9 protein-coding genes are annotated in these 15000 nt (G+C 70.4%); 5 read left to right on the top strand and 4 right to left on the bottom strand.

What is annotated here, in order from left to right:
• Positions 1 to 10 precede the first annotated feature (10 nt).
• A complete protein-coding gene (locus WMF26_RS40375) occupies positions 11 to 1387 on the top strand; it encodes a glycoside hydrolase family 16 protein (protein ID WP_437997078.1) in 1377 nt (458 codons plus the stop codon).
• A gap of 16 nt (positions 1388 to 1403) precedes the next feature.
• Here WMF26_RS40375 and WMF26_RS40370 read toward each other — a convergent pair whose 3' ends face one another.
• Positions 1404 to 3110 (bottom strand): adenylate/guanylate cyclase domain-containing protein, encoded by a 1707-nt coding sequence (locus WMF26_RS40370; RefSeq protein WP_437997077.1) that lies wholly within the window; start codon positions 3108 to 3110, stop codon positions 1404 to 1406.
• A 220-nt stretch (positions 3111 to 3330) separates the two neighbouring features.
• The gene (locus tag WMF26_RS40365) at positions 3331 to 5739 is read right to left on the bottom strand and encodes an FG-GAP repeat domain-containing protein (RefSeq protein ID WP_437997076.1); all 2409 of its coding nucleotides are present in this window, start codon (positions 5737 to 5739) and stop codon (positions 3331 to 3333) included.
• A 28-nt stretch (positions 5740 to 5767) separates the two neighbouring features.
• Between WMF26_RS40365 and WMF26_RS40360 the strand changes: the two genes are divergently transcribed.
• Positions 5768 to 5962 carry a hypothetical protein gene (locus WMF26_RS40360; protein WP_437997075.1) on the top strand — a complete coding sequence of 65 codons (195 nt, stop codon included), beginning with the start codon at positions 5768 to 5770 and terminating at the stop codon, positions 5960 to 5962.
• Positions 5963 to 6179: 217 nt separating this feature from the next.
• Here the strand turns inward: WMF26_RS40360 and WMF26_RS40355 are convergent, their stop codons facing one another.
• The gene (locus WMF26_RS40355) at positions 6180 to 7643 is read right to left on the bottom strand and encodes a PEGA domain-containing protein (RefSeq protein ID WP_437997074.1); all 1464 of its coding nucleotides are present in this window, start codon (positions 7641 to 7643) and stop codon (positions 6180 to 6182) included.
• Between the two features lie 252 nt (positions 7644 to 7895).
• On the opposite strand from WMF26_RS40355, the gene WMF26_RS40350 reads away from it, so the two are divergent.
• The 3 genes from WMF26_RS40350 to WMF26_RS40340 are packed head-to-tail and all read left to right on the top strand — an operon-like array spanning position 7896 to position 14046.
• On the top strand, positions 7896 to 9884 hold the full coding sequence (locus WMF26_RS40350) for a CHAT domain-containing protein (protein ID WP_437997073.1): 1989 nt from the start codon (positions 7896 to 7898) through the stop codon (positions 9882 to 9884).
• The gene (locus WMF26_RS40345; protein WP_437997072.1) at positions 9881 to 13564 is read left to right on the top strand and encodes an nSTAND1 domain-containing NTPase; all 3684 of its coding nucleotides are present in this window, start codon (positions 9881 to 9883) and stop codon (positions 13562 to 13564) included. The genes WMF26_RS40350 and WMF26_RS40345 overlap by 4 nt, the downstream gene beginning before the upstream one ends.
• A complete protein-coding gene (locus WMF26_RS40340; RefSeq protein ID WP_437997071.1) occupies positions 13561 to 14046 on the top strand; it encodes a hypothetical protein in 486 nt (161 codons plus the stop codon). Before WMF26_RS40345 ends, WMF26_RS40340 begins: the two co-directional genes overlap by 4 nt.
• A gap of 385 nt (positions 14047 to 14431) precedes the next feature.
• On the opposite strand, the gene WMF26_RS40335 is transcribed toward WMF26_RS40340, so the two are convergent.
• On the bottom strand, positions 14432 to 14989 hold the full coding sequence (locus WMF26_RS40335; protein ID WP_437997070.1) for a hypothetical protein: 558 nt from the start codon (positions 14987 to 14989) through the stop codon (positions 14432 to 14434).
• Positions 14990 to 15000: the final 11 nt, after the last annotated feature.

Raw genomic sequence — 15000 nt, 5'->3', positions numbered from 1 at the left:
AGGAGGACGCATGGATCGGAGAGACGGTTGCGCAGCGCTGCTGACCTGGGCTTGCCTCGGCGCTCTCGGGGGGTGCATCACGGCGGCCGACGAGCCAGCGGGCGCGGAGGACACGACGAGCCAGGAGCTCGCCGAGGTGTCCTACAGCCCCGGCGCGGGGTGGAACCTCGTGTGGTCGGACGAGTTCGACGGTTCGAGCCTGAACACGGCCAACTGGAACGTGCTCACGAGCAACTACGATCCGGTCACCAACAACTGCAACTTTGGCACCGGAGAGCTCGAGTACCCGCGCGCCGCGAACGTCGCCGTCCGCGATGGCAAGCTGGTCATCTCCGCGCAGCGCACGAGCGACAACCCGGCCGCGTCCCAGTGTACCGGGTACGGCGGGCGGTCTTTCTATTCCGGTCGCATCCACACGAAGGGCAAGGTCGAGCGGCGGTACGGCAAGATCTCCGCGAGCATCAAGGTGCCCTCCGGCTACGGGATGTGGCCGGCGTTCTGGACGCTGGGCGCCAACATCGACTCCGGCGCCAACGCGTGGCCTCGCTCGGGCGAGATCGACATCCTCGAGTGGAGATCCACCGAGCCCACCTGGATGCAGTCCGCGGTCCACTGGTGGAACGGAGGACAGGCCGACTGGGGGACCGGGGCGAACCGCGGATCGAGCCTCGCCGATTCCTTCCACGTCTACGAGGTCGAGTGGTCGTCGAGCAGCATGATCTTCCGGCTCGACGGCAGCATCGTGGCCAACAATACGTATTACCACAACGAGGCGGAGCTCCAGCAGAACCACTACATCCTCTTGAACCTCGCCATCGGGGGCAACTGGTACGGCAACCCGAGCCCCGCGAGCATCGATCTGCCGTCGGGCACCACGAAGACCATGGAGGTCGAGTGGGTGCGCTGGTACCAGCAGGGTGGCGGCGGTGGCGGATCGAGCGGCATCTCGCTGACCAACGCGAGCTTCGAGTCCGGGATGACCGGCTGGACCAACTGGAGCCCGAACGGCACCGGGGCGGCGGGCTTCAGCGAGACGTACAACGGCGCGCAATCCGGCTCTTACCACCTCACCCACTGGACCAATGGCTCTCCGTTCGAGGTGTGGACGTACCAGACGCGCTCGGGGCTCGCGGCGGGCGACTACAAGGTCCGAGCGTGGGTGAAGAAAGGCGGCAGCTACGATTTCAGCCGGCTCCAGGCCAAGACGTGCGGATCGTGCTCGCCCACCTACACGACGATCGGGACCTATGGGGCCTGGACGCAGATCGAGACGCCGGTCATCCATGTCACGGGCGGTTATCTGGAGTTCGGCTTCCACACGAAGGCCACCTCCGGCAACCCGGCCAACTTCATCCACATGGATAGCGTCGAGCTGATCCGCCTCTGACGGCCCAGCGCTGCCGTCACACGTTCGCCACGGCGTAGGTCATCACCGGCTGCACGCGGCCTTTGACCGTGATTTCGCTGACGGGGCGCGTGTTGAAACGATCGCTCACGAGGCGGTGCGTGTCGTCGCTGAGGAGCACGCTCACGCCGAGCTCCTTGGTCGCGCTCTCCAGGCGCGAGGCGAGGTTCACGGCGTCGCCGATGACCGTGTACTCCATCCGCGCTTCGCTGCCGATGTTGCCCGCGACGACCTCGCCGGTGTGGATCCCGACGCCGGTCTTCAGCGCCGGGACGCCCCGCTCGGCGAGGCGCTCGTTGAAGCGCTCGAGGGCGGCGCGCATGCGGATGGCCGCGCGCACGGCGCGCACGGCGTCGTCCGGCCTGGGGACGGGCGCGCCGAACACCGCCATGATCGCGTCGCCGATGTACTTGTCGACGACCCCGCCCTCGTCGAGGATGATGGCCACCATCTCGGTGAAATATTCGTTCAGGAGCCCCACGAGCTCATGGGCGTTCATCTTCTCGCTGATGGTCGTGAAGCTCCGGATATCGCAGAAGAGGATCGAGACGGTGAGCGTCTCGCCGCCGAGCTGCACCTTGCCGGCGAGCAGGTGCTCGAGCACGGACTCGGTCATGTACTTGCCGAAGGTGCTGCGGAGCTTGTCGCGCTCCTTGAGGCCGTCGACCATCGAGTTGAAGCCGGCCGCGAGGTCCTCCAGCTCGTCGCCGGTCTTCACCCCCTCCACGTGGACGTACTGCTGTTGTTCGAGCTGCTTGAGGGCGACGTTCACGCGGGAGAGCGCGCGCGACATCGTGGTCGCGAGGCGCGCGCCGAGGATCAGCGAGACGAGCGCCGCGAGGGTGAGCACGCCGGCCGCGAGCATCAGGTTCTGGCGCACGATCTTCTGGACGTCGCTCACGTCGAGCGCCATGACGATCGAGAAATCGCCGGCCTTGCCCCGCAAGGAGCGGGGGGCGAAGCGGGAGAGGGCCCAGAGCGAGCTCGCGTCCTCGACGATCGTGGGGTGGGTCTCGTCGCCGATGGAGGCGCCCTGGAGCAGCTCGGTGGGGAAGCGCGCGGTGCCGGTGATCCGCTTGCCCGACGGATCGACGAGCGCGATCTCCACGCCGAGCCTCGTCGCCGCTTCGTCGAAGTAGGTGTGGTCGATGGGGATGCAGGCGAGCAGCGATCCGGCGTCGCCCCTCGCGCGCTGGGCGACCATGTACGCGGGCGGCGCGCCTTGCTGTCCTTCGCACCCGTGGACGAGCACGTCCCGCAGGTCCTCCATCTCGTCGAGGTTCGAGAGCCCCTCGGCGAGCCCGGGGACCTCGTCCGTGCTCGCCGGCGGGGCGTCGAGCCCTCGCGCGGCGACAAGGTCGCCGAGCTCGTCGAAGGCGGCGATGGCGACGTTGGGATGAGCGGCGATGACGGCCTCGAGCGCCGTATCGACGGCCGCCTCGTTCCGCAGCCGGAGCCCGTCGACGAGCTCGCGCGTGCGGGACGCCTGACGTGCGCTCGTCGAGATGGAGCGCTGCTGCTGCCGGAGCTCGAGGCGGAAGTTGCGGATCGCCTGCGGGACGCGCTCGCTGATCTGCGCGAGGAGCTGCCGGTGCATCACCCAGGACAGCACGGGGAGGGCCGCGAGGGTCGCGAGCGAAGAGAGCGCGACGAGGACGGTGAGCTTGGCGCGAACGGTGCCGAGGCGGAACATGAAGGGGTTCATCAAAGCAAAGTCCGCTGCGGGGGGACAGCGCGTCGTCCGGGGAGGCGGTCGCCGGCTGCTGGGGAGAGCGCCGCACGCGCCTCGTCAGCGACGGTGAGGCCGGCAACCGCGCTGTGTTGTGCGCTCGGCTCGCACTCATCGGCATGGAGCGCGAGGAAGCGGGAGGAGCGAGCAGGAGCTCGGGCCAGCGGCCCCGCGGCCCCGCGGGTCGTGGAGTGAGCTAGGGGATGCAGACGTTGGGCAGCACGCTCAGGCTGTTGTCGCCGAAGTTCGCGATGACGAGGTCGGGCTTGCCGTCGCCGTTCGTGTCCGCGGTCGCGACCGAGGCGGGCTGAGCCCCCGTAGGGTAGTCGACCTTCTGCGCGAAGGCGCCGTCGCCGCTGTTGAGCAGCATGCTCACCGTGTGCTCGCCGCGGTTCGCGGTGACGAGGTCGGTCGCGTCGTCGCCGTTCAGATCCGCGGCCGCGACCGAGTTGGGTGCGTTCCCGGTCGGGTAGTCGACCTTCTGCGCGAAGGTGCCGTCGCCGCTGTTGAGCAGCACGCTCACGGTGTCGCTCTCGGAGTTCGCGACGACGAGGTCGGGCGTGCCGTCGCCGTCCACGTCCGCGGCCGCGACCGAGACGGGGGCATTGCCCGTCACATAGTCGCGCTGCGAGGCGAAGGTGCCGTCGCCGCTATTGAGCAGCACGCTCACCTTGGCCCTCTCCCCCCAGTGCGCGACGGCGAGGTCGGGCTTGCCGTCGCCGTCCAGGTCCGCGGCAGCGATCGATTGAGGGGTTTTTCCTGTTGCGTAGTCGCGCCGTAGGGCGAAGATGCCATCGCCGTTGCTGAGCAGCACGCTTATGCCGTCGAGCTCGGCGTTCGCGGCGTTCGCGGCGGCGAGGTCGGGCCTACCATCGCCGTCCAGATCCACGACCGCAATCGGGTTGAGTACGTCGTCCGCTGGGGGGTCGAGCGTTGGGGCGAAGGTGCCGTCGCCGCTATTGATCAGCACACTCACGCCGTCGTTGGTTGCGACGACGAGGTCGGGATGGCCGTCGCCGTCCAGGTCCGCGGCCGCAACGGAGACGGGGGCATTGCCCATCGCATAGTCGCGCTGTGAGGCGAAGGTGCCGTCGCCGTCGTTGAGCCGCACGCTAACGGTGACGCTCTCGCGGTTCGCGACGGCGAGGTCGGGCTGGCCATCGCCGTTCAGGTCCGCCGCCGCAACCGAGGTGGGCATAACGCCTGTCGGGTAGTAACCCTTATTGTCGAGCTTGACGCCGTTGAGCTGCATGACGTTGAGCAGCACGCTCACGGTGTTGCTGTCGCGGTTCGCGACGGCGAGGTCGGGCCTGCCGTCGCCGTTCATGTCCGCGACCGCGACCGAGATGGGGGCATCGCCCGTCGGGGGGGCGCTATCGGCGGTGAAGCGAGCGTCGCCGATGTTGCGCAGCACGATGACGGTATCGCTATCGGAGCTCGTGACGACGAGGTCGGGCCGTCCGTCGCCGTCCAGGTCCACGGCCGCGATCGAGCTCGGGCGATCGTCCAGGGTGTGGTCGCGCCTAAGGAAGGTGCCGTCGCCATTGCCGCGCAGAATGCTCACGACGCTGCGCCCGGAGGAGCCGCTCCCGACAGCGAGGTCGGGCCTGCCGTCGTCGTCCAAGTCCGCGGCCGCAAGCGAGGTGGGGGAATCACCCGTGGGGGCGTCGATCGCAGGTTTGAAGGTGCCGTCGCCGCCGTTGAGCAGCACGCTCACGGTGTCGCTTTCGGAGTTCGCGGCGGCGAGGTCGACGTCGCCGTCGTTGTTCAGATCCGCGGCCACGACCGAGGTGGGCTGGTCCCCCGTTGGGTAGTCGATCTTGGCGCCGAAGGTGCCGTCCCTGTTGTTGAGCAGCACGCTCAGGGTGTTGCTGTCGCGGTTCGCGACGACGAGATCGGGGGTGCGATCGTCGTTCAGGTCCGCAGCCACAACCGAGCTCGGATTGTCGCCTGTGGCGTAGTCGCGCCTGGGGGCGAAGGTGCCGTCGCCGTTGTTGAACAGCACGCTCACCGTGGAGCTGGCGCTGTTCGTGACCACGAGGTCGTGCTCGCGGTCCCCGTTCAGGTCCGCGGTCGTCACCGAGAAGGGGCCACGGCCCGTAGGGTAGTCGATCTTGGTGGTGAAGGTGCCGCTGTTGAGCAGCACGCTCACGGTGTTGCTGTTGTAGTTCGCGACGATGAGGTCGGGCTTGTCGTTGCCGTTCAGATCCACGGCCCTCACCGAGGTGGGACTGTTGCCCACGGGAAAGATCAGCGGCCCGGGGAACCCGGGATTCCTACACACGCAGTTCCCATTGCCGCAGCTCTCGCCGATCCCGCAGACCACGGGAGCGCTGGTCTTGCACGCGGCGGTGGTCGGGTCGCAACCGACGCACGGATCGCAGATGTCGCCGTTGTTCTGCCAGGCCCCTTTCGCGTCGCAGACCTGCGGGATGTTCCCGGAGCACTGGAAATCCCCCGGCGTGCAGCTCTGCACGCAATCGCCGCCCAGGCATTGGAATCCGGAGTCCGCGTCGCACGGCTCCCCCGCCTCCCACAGCCCCTCGTCGTTGCACGTCTCGGGCGTCAGGCCCTTGCACCGCTTCCCCGGTGCGCACTCGCCCAAGCACGCTCCGTCCTTGCATGTCTGCCCCATGCACGCGTTATCTTCGTCCTGCCAGTTCCCCGACGCGTCGCAGCTCTGCGGCTGCTGGCCGCTGCACCGCCTGTCGCCGGGGCCGCAGACGCCCGTGCACAGGCCCGCCACGCAGGTCTGGTCGCTCGAGCACTCCCCCTCGCTCGATCTACAGGCGCACGCCTCGTCCGATGTACACGTGCACCTGCCGTAATCGCACCCCTCTGCGCACGCCGGCTGCCTCTCCCAAACACCGCTCGTATTGCAGACCAGGGGCGTCGCGCCATCGCACTTCAGGTCGTGGGGCGAGCACGCGATCTGGAGCTCGTCGATCCCCAGCATCGCATCGCAGCTCAACACGCAACCGGCCCCGATCACGAGCACCGCCAGCGCCGCGAGGACCTGCGTGACCCTGCTCATCACCGCGTCCATCAGAAGCTCCCCTCCGCCGAAAGTCCGAAAGGCCCGACGCCCACCTTCCACGCTGTCCCCGCCGCTGTCGCCCGCGGCTTCTCCTCTTTGAGCCGAGCCGCGACCAGCACGACCGTCCCCGCGGCGGCGCCGGCTCCTCCCACGATCAGCCCCGCGAGCGCCGCGACCCCGAGCGCATGCGCGCGCTCCTTCTGCCCGGCTCTCTCGCGCGGGCAGAGGCCACCCGGGCATGCCTGTTTCAGTTCGGCGCTCGTGTTCAATGCGAGCACGCCGCTCACCGCGAACACCCCGAGCCCCAGCACGCCGGCCCCGTACGCGGCCGTCGCCCCCACCGTCCTCGCCGTCCAGAACCCCGGCTCCGGCGGCACCCTGTCCAGCGCCACCGTCACCTCTCGCTGCTTGCGCCGCTCGAGCGTCACTTGCTGTCTCGCATCGAGATACCCGTCCGCCCGGACCCCGATCGCGTGCTCCCCCAGCGGCAGGCGCCCCTCCCACGGCGTCCGCCCCACCTCCTTGCCGTCGATCCACAGCCGCGCTCCCCTGGGCGCGGACTCGATCTTCAGCGGCGCGTCCTGGTCCTCCGCCCCGAGCACCACCTCGGCCACCTCGTACAGCCGCACGCTCACCGTCTCCACCGCCGACGCCATCTTCGCGCCCTGTCGCGCCCCCGCCCGCTTCTCTCCAGGCAGTGCCCCGGGCACGTCGCACGAGAGCAGCGCCTCCTCGTCCAGGAACCCGCGCAGCCTCACCGTGTGCTCTCCGGGATCCAGGAGCCCCTCCCAGGGTGTCACGGCGCCCGTCGCCTTCCCGTCGATCTCGATCTCCAGCGGCCAGTTGTGCCTCTCGCTCACCCGGAGCCGCCCCTTCCTCGACGTCGCCACGAGCTCGGCCACGTTCTCTCTGCCCGCCTTCACCTCCACCGTCGTCCTGATCGGCGCGAACCCGTCCTTCTCTACGCGGACCGCCCGACTGCCCACGCTCAGCCGGAGCGACTTGTCCAGGGGCAGCCTGCCCCGGAACCTATCGTCGATGAACAGCGACGCCCCCGCCGGCACGTCGCCCCTCAACACCAGCGTCCCCACGAGCCTCGCGAGCTCCGCCATGTCCGCCGCCACCATTGCTTCCGTCCCGGGAGGAAGCTTCGGGTACTCGCGGCGCATCGCTTCATAGTGCTCCAGCGCGTCGTCGTAGTGGCCGAGCTGCTTGAGGCACGAGGCCACATAACCCATTGCATTGCGGGTCTTCTTGCGCTCGAGCGACTTGCGGAACTCCTCGAGCGCCTCGCGGTACTCCTGCCGGTCGAAGTGCGCCACGCCTCTCTGGAAGTGGGCGCGGGCGGCGGCCTCGTCGCCGGACTCGTCGACCTGAGCCGTCCGGTCCGCCGGCTCCGCCGCCGCCTTTGCGCCGAGGAGCCCGAGCGCGAGGATCCAGCCAGCCGTGGCTCGTGCAGGAAAGCGACGCATGATCATTCCTTTTTTCCGGGAGCGGCCCAGTAGACGAGGTGGCTCGAAGCCCGTCAAGCCGAGCGCAAATTCTCCAAAGCGTCCGTCCGGTTGAGTTTCCGACGCGCGACACCCTCATCCCGTGGCCGCTCGGCAGCACGCGGAACCGTCGCATCGCATGGTCACGCCGCGCCGCCATGATCTTGACATGATCACGGCTGCCCCGGGTACGATGCCTCTCAGCTATCCAGTACATCTGTATTTGAGTAACCCATGTGGATCAACATCGAGGTGGGCGCGGGCGCGGATGGCGTGAGCGTGAGCGCGAGCGGGAGCCGCGGAGAGCACCCCCCGGCCCACACGCTTTCGCCCGAGCTGGGCATGCCTGCGCTGCAAAGCCTCGCCAGCAAGGTCGGCAGGGCGGTCCGCAGCGGCGGGGCGCTCGATCTCGCCGTCGTGAAGGAAGCCCAGGCACTCTACGGCGAATTGCTCAAGGACGACCTTCGGGACGTGCTGGCGAGGCTCCGCGAAGCGTCGAAGGGCAGCCCGGTCCTCGTGCGGCTCTTCCTGCGCGAGCGCGCGCTCCTCGGGATTCCCTGGGAGGCCCTTTGCCGGCCGGGCACGACGGAGGGGTTCCTGGGGACCGACCCGAAGCTCCTCCTTTCGCGCGGCGTGACGTCGCCCGAACCCTGGGAGCCGCGCGACGTCCTCGGCGCCGTCCGCGTGCTGGCGATCGCGCCGGGCAGGGACGAGCGGAGCCTCGTGGTGCTGAGAGAGGCCCTCGCGCCGTCCATCGAGGCAGGTGAGGTGGAGTGGCTGGATCCGATCGCCGGCCCGCACATCGGCGCTCAAGCCCTCTTCGATCGGCTGCGGCGCGGAAAGACCCCTCATGTGCTGCACTGGCTCGGTCACGGCGGGGTGGATCTGTCCGGAAACCCCGTCCTGCGCCTGGCAGACGACGAGTACGACGAGGAGGTGTGGATCACCGCGGAGGCCCTGGGGAACGAGCTCTCCGCGAGGTTCTCCGAGGATCTGCGCCTCGTGATCCTCGAGGCGTGCGAGGGCGCGAAGGCAGGCGCGCTCGGCAGCGCCGCCGAGATCCTGGCGCGCGCCGGCGCGGACGCGGTGGTCGCCCACCTCTGGCCGGTGAAGGCGGACGTGGCGCGCCTCTGCTCGTCCGAGATCTACCGGTCCCTCACGGGCTCCCAGCAAGGCTTAGGCGACATCGGCGTCAGCGTGACGGCGGCGCGCAGGACGCTGCTCGTGCAGAGCGCCGAGGCGTTCTCTCCCGTCCTCTTCCTGCGAGGCCCGGGCTCGGTCATCTTCGACTTCAGCGACCGGCGCGTCTCCCGGCAGCGAGAGCGGCGGAGCTCGAGGGGCCTCTCGCCCGCGCTGCACAGCCTGCTCGAGAAGCCGTTCACGATGGTGCTCGGCGATCTCGAGGAGGACCGCGCCGCGCTGAAGGCCGAGCTCCTCTCGTACATGAAGGAGAGCGGTGACACCGCGCCCGAGACCCTCTCGCTGAGCGCGCTCACGCAGCGATGCGCGCTCAAGTTCGGGCAGGAGAAATTGCACGTGCTCTTCCAGCAAGCGCTCATGACCTCCCGCGAGGTGCCGGTCCCGCCGCTCGCCCGGGCGTTCGCGCGCCTCGTCGCTCCCGGCGTCCACGTCACCCTCCTCTGGCGGCCGCACCTGGAACGCGCCATCGCCGAGGCGCATCCGCAGCGGGACGTGCGCGCCATCCAGCCATCGCTGTTGAGCGCGAGCGGCGCGCCGCTCGTGGTGAAGCGCGCCGCCGGGGCCGCCGCGTGGAAGATGGAGCCTGACCTGCCGAAGCGGTTCGACCTCGACAGGGAGCTCGTGATCCTGCGCCTCTACGGGGGATATGCGGCCGGGTCCCCCGTCTTCTCCCATCCCGTGCTCACCGAGGACGACCACATCCACGGTCTCCTCGGGGCCATCGGGTTCGACCCGCCGGTGTGGATGGAGGAGCTGCTCTCGCGGCCGCGCGTCCAACCAGGTCTCTTCGTCGGGCTCTCGGCGCTCGACTTTCGCCATCGCATGCTGCTGCGCTGGCTCTACGATCAGCGACAGCCGCCGAGCGACAGCATGGCGATCTTGACGCCGGACGTCGACGCCAGCGAGCCCAAGATCTGGGAGCGCGGCTGCGGGCTCCCGGGCGGCGGGCGCATCGCCTCGGTCATCGAGCATCCAGAGCTCGTCTCCGAGCTCGCGGCGCTCGCCCGCGACGAGGGACCATGAGCGGGAGCACGCCTCCGGGAGGCGCGACAGCGGACGAAGCGCCCGACAGCCTGGCCGCGCCCTCCTCGGCCACGGACGCCGAGCGCACCGGCATCTTCACCGCGCCGAATCCCTTTCCTGGCCCGCAGCCGTACCGCGCCGCCGATCGGGCTCGGTTCCACGGTCGCGAAGAGCTCTCGTACCGCCTCGAGGCGAGCGTCCTCGCCAATCGCTGCGTGACCGTCTACGGGCTGTCTGGCTCGGGCAAGTCGTCGCTCATGCAGGCGTCGGTGATCCCGGCGCTCGTCGACTCGCACCAGATCCGGGTCGTTCGGATCGACGCCTGGCCCGAGGGCAAGCACCCCACGGAATGGCTCGCGGACGCGGTCTACGCGGCGCTCTCGTTCGGCGGGCGGCCGGCCGACCTGCCGGCGGAAGAGGCGTTGCTGGCGGCCGCGCAGCGCGCCGCGCGCAAGTCGCCCCGGATCGTGCTCCTGTACCTCGACCAGCTCGAGCAGCTGCTTTACCCGAGCCGGAGCACGGCCGAGGTGGAGGCGTTCTTCGCCGCGTTGAACCGCCTCGTGGACACGCCGCTCCGCGACCTGCGCGTGGTGTTCTTGCTCCGCGAGGATTACCTGGGTCGCTTCCGCGATCGGCTGCGCGAGCACCGCCGGATGTTGAGCCACGGCTTCCGGGTCGGCACGCTCACCGTGGCCGAGCTCTCCGAGGCGGTTTGCAAGGCCGCGGCCGGCGGACAGCCGCCGCAGACCTGGGAGATAGAGCCGACGCGCGCGCTCCTGCGCCAGGTGCGCACGTCGGGGCAGGCCGAGTCGGACGACGCCGAGGCGCAGGCCGCCTACGCGCAGATCGTGTGCCGGGCGCTGTTCCAGCAGCGGGCGCAGGCCGGCGGCGCGGCGGAGCAGGCGGCGGTCGAGGCCGAGCCGATCCTGCGCCGTTACCTGGAGATGACGCTCGACGATCTCGGCGCGCTCAGCGCGGCGGCGCGGCGCCTCCTGGAAGATCACCTCGTCACGGCGGACGGCACCCGCACGCTGCGCACCGAGAAAGAGCTCCTCCGGCTCTTGCCGGCCAAGGAGCTCGGGCCGATCCTCAAAGCGCTCGAAGGCGCCGCCATCCTCCACGCCGAGGAGCACCAGGGCAGCCGCTATTTCGAGATCGGGCACGACTGGCTGGCGCTCAGGGTCTCCGAGGCGCGACGGCAGCGCGAGCTCGAGGAAGCGCAGCGCCGCCGCGAAGAGGAGCAGCTGAGGGAGCTCGCGCGCGAGCGCAGCGAGGCGGAGAGGCGGCTTCGAAGGGCGCGGGCGCAGCGGCGCTTCTTCGCGACCGTGGCCGTCGTGGCGGTCGTGGTGGCGGCGGGCGCCGTGTGGATGGGCCTCTATGCCGTTCGTCAGAAGGCGTGGGCCCAGGACGCGATGACGGAGGCCCAGAGGGCCGAGGCGAACGCCAAGGAGAAGGAGATCGAGGCCTACGACGCGCGCCTCCTCGCGGGCTTCCGCGAGCTCAAGAACAGCGGCCAGATCGCGTGGGGCATCAAGCTCTTGAGGGAGGTGAAGCGGCCCGAGACCGCGCGCGGCTGGCTCGCCCTGGCGAGCGACGCGCTCGGCCAGAATGCGCTCTACGTCACGCTCCGCGGCCACCAGCAGCCGATTCACGCGGCCGTGTGGAGCCATGATGGCCAGCGGGTCCTGTCCGCGTCCGACGACATGACGGCGAGGCTCTGGAACGCCGGCGGCACAGGCGATCCCATCGTGCTCTCCGGGCAGCGGGGGCGAATCAACGCATTTGCCTTTAGCCCCGACGACAAGCGCGTGCTCACCGCCTCGGAGGACGGGGCCGTGCGCCTGTGGGACGCCGACGGCGACAAGCTCGACGTGCTCGAGGTCGGGGGCGTGCCCGTGCGCCACGCCGCCTGGAGCCCCGACGGCGCGCGCGTCGCGACCGCCTCGGCCGACGACATTGCCCGCGTCTACAGCGTCGCCGGCGGCGGTGTTGTCGAGCTGGTAGGCCACACGGCAGAGCTGAACGTGGTCGCCTTCTTCGGTGACGGCGAGCGCGTGCTCACCGCCTCGGACGACGGCACCGCGCGTGTCTGGTCGGCCGACGGCGCCGGGCAGCCGGTGATCTTGCGGCGGCCGGATGTCAGGCTCGTCTCCGCCGCGCCGAGCCCCGATGGCACCCGCGTCCTCACCGTGTGGAGCGACGGCGCGGCTTGGATCTTCGAAGCTTCGGGCAAGGGGAGACCGGTCGAGCTCGAGGGCGGCCAGGGCAGGGTCCTCTTCGCCGCGTGGAGCCCCGACGGCGCGCGCGTCGCCGTCGCGTCGGCCGACAAGACAGCCCGTATCCGCAGCGCCGACGGCAAGGGACAGCCGATCGCCTTCAAGGGACACGGCCGCGCCGTCACCTTCGTGTCCTTCCGGCCGGACGGCAGGTACATCGCCACGGCCTCGCCCGACCAGACCGCGCGGCTCTGGCCGTCGGAGGGGGGCAAGCACGTCGTCCTGGCCGGGCACGACGGCCCGGTGCTGTCGGCCGCGTGGAGCCCGGATGGAACGCGCGTGCTCACCGCCGCGGCGCCGCAGCTCGTGGGCCCTTCGCGAGACAACACGCTCCGGATCTGGCGCCCCGCGATGCTCGAGTCTGTGCCGCGCGAGCGCCGCGCGTTCTATCACACTGCGTCCATCGGCCCCGGCGCCGAGCGTGTCGCCTCCGCTTACGACGACCGCGCCGCGCGCGTGTGGCGCGCAGACGGCACCGGCGTGGACCTCGTGCTCGCGAAGCAGGACGCGTGGGTCGCGGGCGCAGCCTTGAGCCCCGACGGCGCGCGCGTCGCCGCCCCGTGCTTCGATGGGACGACCCGCATCGTGGGCGTGGACGGCAAGGGAGAGCCCGTGTCGATCCAGGGGCACGCGGGCCCTGTGCGCGCCGCCGCGTGGAGCCCAGGTGGAACGCGCCTCGTCACCGTATCGGACGACCGGACCGCGCGCATCGTCTCCGCGGACGGCACGGGGGCGGCTCGGGTGCTGTCCGGGCACACCGACGGACTCACCTCGGCGGCGTGGAGCCCGGACGCACAGCGCATCGTCACCACGTCGATGGACCACACGGCGCGCGTCTGGCTGGCCTCGGGAGGCCAGCAGCTCGCGGTGTTCAAGGGGCACGGGGGCGCCGTGTACACCGCGGCGTGGAGCCCTGACGGGGGGCGCATCGTCACCGGCTCCGAGGACGGCACCGTCCAGGTCTGGGACGCGGCGAGCGGCACGGTCGTGGCGTCGCTCGATCGTGGCGTCGCGGTCCTCCAGGCGATCTGGAGCCCCGGCGGCGACCGGATCGCCTTCTCGTTGCGGCACGGCGGCGTCCTCCTGTGGAGCCGCGACGCGTGGGACCGCCCTGGGACGATCGAGCCTGTCGTGCTCGACTCGCAGGCGGCGATCATCGCCATGGCGTTCCTCGACGACGGGAAGCGGCTCTTCACCGTCGCCGCCGACAACACCACCCGCACCTTCACGATCGACGTCGCCGAGCTCCGGCGGGACCTCCTCTCGAGCAACGTGGACTGCCTTCCTGCGAGCTTGCGGATCCTCCACCTCGGCGAGCCGCTTGACGCAGCGTCGGAGCGCCATGCGGCGTGCGAGCGAGAGCATTCCAGGACACCGTTCTTCGGGGAGGGTCAGGGACCATGAGCGTCGGGACTAGGGGGCGAGCCCATCGCGCGGGGGTGTTCGTGGTGGCCGCGGCGATGTGCCTTGTCGCCTGTGAGCGGCTGCAGTCGTCGCTCCCTGGCGGCGGCGCGCCTGCGGCGGCGACCGCGGCCACGGGTGCGGCCGCGGGCGCGGCGTCCAGGGCAGCGGCTCGCCGTGAGATGGCCGTGCTCGGGCCGAACGAGCGGCGCGTGCCCCTCATCGTGCTGCCGGGCGACGCCTTGGTGGAGGTGGACGGCCAGCCGGCGTATCGCCGGAACGGGGTGATCGACCTCACCGGCAGGGTCGGCGACGTGCGTCGCGTGCGCGTGTGGAAGGGCAGGAAGGCGGCGCCGGAGAAGGAGGTGAACATTCAAGAGCCTCAGCCCTCCCCGCCCGTCGTGGACCTGAACGAGGCCCCGCCGTCGAGGCCTGTCAAGGCGACGAAGAGGCCGGCGCGCTTCGGCGGCTTTGACGACGATTGATGTCACGGGTGTCGTGACGGCAGGGACCGGGAGGAGGGCAGGCTTCGTGCGCTCAGCTCATTCGCGATCGCTGGTTGGTTGGGTCCTCGCGCTGCTGCTGATCGACTCCGGCGCGAGGGCGCGCCGACCGCGATCCCGGGCAAGGCGCCGCAGGCGGCTGTCTCCAGCGAGGAGGCCGAGGCTCGCGCGCACTTGGTGTCGCTGGAGCGACGGCCGGACCCGTTGGCCGAGGCGCGCGCTGCGATGGACAGGAAGATCGGCGTCGTGTTGGCATATGGTGTCGGGGCGGCGGGGCTCGGGGTGTTTGGCGTGGCCGGGGCGATGGCGCTCGACAAGGTGAAGGAGCTCGACGCCCGTTGCCCTGCGAACGCCTTGACCCACTCGTTCAGGCTGCCCCCACCGGGCGTGGCCACGGCCTTGACTCCGCCTTGAGCCGGGTCAGCTCGGGCTGGTTGTCGAACGCCGCCGACGCCTCGTCCGCGCACGGCGCGCGCAGCACCTCGAGCCTCGGCACGAACGCCTGCTGCGCTCCGGCGGCCGCCGCCTTCACCTCCGGCGCCAGCGAGGGGTGCGCCTCGATGACCTTGCAGAGGAAAAGGATGGCCGCCCCAATTCCGTCGTGCCGGACGTCGGCCTCCGAGAGCTCCCGGGCGAGCGGCGCCTGCGTGCCCGCGGCCTCGGGGATCGCCTCGATCTCCTTCTGCCTCGCCCGGAGCCGCGGCTCGTACAGCCTGCCCGTGGCCGAGAGCCGCAGCTCCTCGACCCTCTCGTCGAGCAGGTCGCGGAGCGCGAGCTTCAGGTGAAATGGCTGTGGACGAGCGCGCCTGGGCGGTGCTCGATCCGGGCGGAGATCCGTTCGAGCCCTTGCCGCAGGTCGAAGGGGGTTTACCCTGGGGTCGGGTGCACGGGGGCCGTTACCACAGTGAATCCATGACAGCGCCAAGCCAGCTATTC

The organism is Sorangium sp. So ce185 (assembly GCF_051526825.1).
Lineage (GTDB): Bacteria > Myxococcota_A > Polyangia > Polyangiales > Polyangiaceae > Sorangium > Sorangium cellulosum_D.
The sequence above is the reverse complement of the archived record's forward strand: the minus strand, read 5'-3'. Positions and strand labels throughout refer to the sequence as shown.

Excerpts from the sequence above, each read along its gene's own strand:
- WMF26_RS40375 (WP_437997078.1), top strand. The coding sequence starts at position 11 with ATGGATCGGAGAGACGGTTGCGCAGCGCTGCTGACCTGGGCTTGCCTC.
- WMF26_RS40370 (WP_437997077.1), bottom strand. The coding sequence starts at position 3,110 with ATGAACCCCTTCATGTTCCGCCTCGGCACCGTTCGCGCCAAGCTCACC.
- WMF26_RS40360 (WP_437997075.1), top strand. The coding sequence starts at position 5,768 with ATGCACGCGTTATCTTCGTCCTGCCAGTTCCCCGACGCGTCGCAGCTC.
- WMF26_RS40355 (WP_437997074.1), bottom strand. The coding sequence starts at position 7,643 with ATGCGTCGCTTTCCTGCACGAGCCACGGCTGGCTGGATCCTCGCGCTC.
- WMF26_RS40350 (WP_437997073.1), top strand. The coding sequence starts at position 7,896 with ATGTGGATCAACATCGAGGTGGGCGCGGGCGCGGATGGCGTGAGCGTG.
- WMF26_RS40345 (WP_437997072.1), top strand. The coding sequence starts at position 9,881 with ATGAGCGGGAGCACGCCTCCGGGAGGCGCGACAGCGGACGAAGCGCCC.
- WMF26_RS40340 (WP_437997071.1), top strand. The coding sequence starts at position 13,561 with ATGAGCGTCGGGACTAGGGGGCGAGCCCATCGCGCGGGGGTGTTCGTG.